Source organism: Streptomyces sp. NTH33 (assembly GCF_003236365.1).
Lineage (GTDB): Bacteria > Actinomycetota > Actinomycetes > Streptomycetales > Streptomycetaceae > Streptomyces.
This window is the reverse complement of the sequence record NZ_POTZ01000671.1, coordinates 1-2833: the sequence shown is the minus strand read 5'-3', so window position 1 is coordinate 2833 and position 2833 is coordinate 1. Positions and strand designations below refer to the sequence as shown.

Genomic DNA, 2833 nt, shown 5'->3' with positions numbered 1-2833 from the left:
GGCCCACACCGCCGCCCTTGCCGCCGCCCTCGACGAACTGACCGGAACGGAGTAGCCGTGGACCGCCGCGAAATCGCCGCCCTGCTGGCCTACATCGGCCGACTCGACCCCCGCACCATCCGCACCGACCAGGGCGAGGCCCGCGACCAGCTCGCCCAGTGGCACGAGCTGCTCGCCGACGTGCCCCTGGCCACACCGCACGGCTGGGACGCCTGCATCGCCGCCCGCCGGCACATCCGCCTCTCGCCGTACCAGATCCTGCCCGCGGACATCGCCCGCCCGTGGGAGAGCTACCGGCGCGACCGCCTGGACCGGCACACCGACCCCACCCCGTCCGCCGACCCCGACGACCAGGCGGCCTGGACCGCCGAGCTGGTCGGCACCCGCCGCTCCGTCGCCACCGGCACCGCTCAACCCACGCAGTACCGGCAGCTCACCAGCCACCAGATCGACCCGAAGCTGGAGGCGCGGCTGCGGCAGGTCGGCTCCTGCATCCCGCCGGAGGCCCGGGCCGCCCTCGCGCCCTACCGGCCCGCCCGAGCGGCACGCGAGGCGGCCATCGCCCAGGGCCAGCCGGACGCGCTCTCGGTCCGCTGCGAGTGGTGCCAGGCCCCGGTCGGCGAACCGTGCCGCCGCCGGCGCATCGGCCCGGACGGCGCTGCACGCGGCAACGTACCGCGCGCCACCCCGCACCACTGCCGCCTCGACCTCGCCACACAGCAGGCACAGCAGCCCGCAACGGCTTGACCGGCCCAACCCGCCGGTGCACTGCAACAACACCACCGTCCCGCCCCGGCTGCGGCGCCCGTCCGCGCCGCAGCCGGCACCGACGCCGCGTCCGCCGCTGCCGACCTCCACCAGCCGGACGCAGCAGCACATCGGAGACCGCCTTGCGCTACATCACCACCCATGCCGCGCCGGCCACCGGCCTACGCGGCATCGGCGACACCAGCTGGCATGCCCGCGGCGTGTGCCATGGCATGGACCCCGAGGACGCCGACGCCACCTTCTTCCCGCTGCCCCGGGACTATGAGGCCATCGCCGAGGCGAAGGAGCTGTGCGGCCTGTGCCCGGTCCGCCGCGACTGCCTCAACTTCGCCCTGGAGAACGTCCTCAAGGAAGGGATCTGGGGCGGGCTGACCGAGGCGGAGCGGCGTCCCTGGCACGACGGGCTGCCCCAGCGCCTCGATTACGGTCGCGTGATCGCCTTCTTCAACGGCCGCGACGTGCACCTGACCGAGGCCGAGCGCCAGGTCGTCATCGACCACGCCTACGTCCGGGGCTGGCGCCCCGACCGGCTCGCCGCCGCCCTGCAGATCAGCCACAAGCACGCCCGTGACCTGCTGCGGCAGGCCGCCAACAAGGTCTTCGACCGCGACCGGACCCTCGGCGTACCGAGGCGCAAGAACAAGAAGAAGGGGACGCAGACCGCCCCGACGACCAGCCGACCCGCGTCCGCCGAACCCGGCACGAAGCCGCCGGTATGCCAGCCGGCGAAACCCACCTCGGCGCACGCCTCTCACGGAAAGGCCGCATGACCCACCCCACCGTTCTGTCCCTCGGTGCCGTCCCGGACCTGCCCCTCCTCCTCGCTATCGGCGTCCCCGTCACCACCCTGGCGCTGGCCCTGACCGCCTGGGTGATCCGGCACCGGGGCGCCCGTCCACAGAAACGTCTCGGCAACCCAGCGGTCAAAGTAGCCGCGCTCGCCGCGCTCGGCTGCACCGCCTACAGCGCGGACACGAGCTGGCGGTTTGCCGCCGACTACCTCGACATGGCCGGCACCGCCGAGCGCGTCGGCATGTTCGCCGCCGCCGAGCTCGCCCTCTTCGCCACCGCGCTGATGGCCCGGCAGAACCTGGCCACCCAGGGGGCGCCCGGACTGCCGGGCACCCTGGTGTGGGTCATCACCGGAGTGCAGGTGATCCCCGCCTACGCCGAGAGCGGCCCCGTCGGCGGCACCGTCCGCGCCTTCGTCGGACCGGTCATGGCGGCGATGCTGTGGCACCTGGCCATGGGCATCGAACTGCGCCTGCGCACCCCCGGCGCCGCCTCCCACGGCCTGATCGCCACCCTCGGGCGTGAGGCGCGCGAGCGGCTGCTGTCCCGCCTCGGCATCGCCGCACGGGACCGCGACGCCGCGCAGATCACCCGCGATCGCGCCACCGCCCGCGCGGTCGCGCTCGCCGCCCGTCTCGCCGAGCGCACCCCCAAGCAGCAGCAGAGCTGGCGTGGCCGGCGCCTCACGCGACGGCTGTCGAAGGCGATCGGCCGGGCCTCAGTCGCAACGGACCCTGCCCAGCGCGGCGAGCTGCTCGACCAGCTCGCCGCCCGTCGGCACGCGCTCGCGCTCGCCACGGTCCCCCTGCCCTCCCCTTGGTCCCCGCACCACGACGACACGACGACCGGCACGGTCCCCGCACCGACGGCCTGGAGCACCACGGTCCCCGCCGACGGTCCCCGCACCGCCTCCGGATCCACCGGAGACCAGGGACCGTACACGGAGAGGGGACCGGTCCCCGGAATCCGGGACCATGACGCGGGGACCGAGCTGGGGACCGGGGACCGTGGCGCGGAGACCGAGGCAGGGACCGGGGACCGTGGCGCGGAGACCGAGGCGGTCAAACCAGAGTCCGAGAAGGGGCCCGTCAGCCGTGTGGGGACCGACTTCGCTGCGGCGAAAGCGCCTGCTCAGGCCCCTGAACCGCACCGGGGACCGAGTAACGCCGAGTCGGGGACCGACACCACCGGGGACCGGGGACCGAGCACCCCCGACACGGGGACCGACACCACCGGGGACCGGGGACCGAGCACCCCCGACACGGGGACCGAC

3 protein-coding genes are annotated in these 2833 nt (G+C 74.6%); all 3 read left to right on the top strand.

Annotation, left to right across the window (positions count from 1 at the left end; translation table 11 throughout):
* Nucleotides 1-57 precede the first annotated feature (57 nt).
* Complete coding sequence (locus C1I97_RS34725; RefSeq protein WP_111006952.1) at nucleotides 58-747, top strand: zinc finger domain-containing protein; 690 nt, start codon at nucleotides 58-60, stop codon at nucleotides 745-747.
* Nucleotides 748-890: 143 nt separating this feature from the next.
* A complete protein-coding gene (locus C1I97_RS34720; RefSeq protein WP_111006951.1) occupies nucleotides 891-1538 on the top strand; it encodes a WhiB family transcriptional regulator in 648 nt (215 codons plus the stop codon).
* A partial coding sequence (locus C1I97_RS34715; RefSeq protein ID WP_111006950.1) for a hypothetical protein occupies nucleotides 1535-2833 on the top strand: 1299 nt, incomplete at its 3' end. The genes C1I97_RS34720 and C1I97_RS34715, both read left to right, overlap by 4 nt.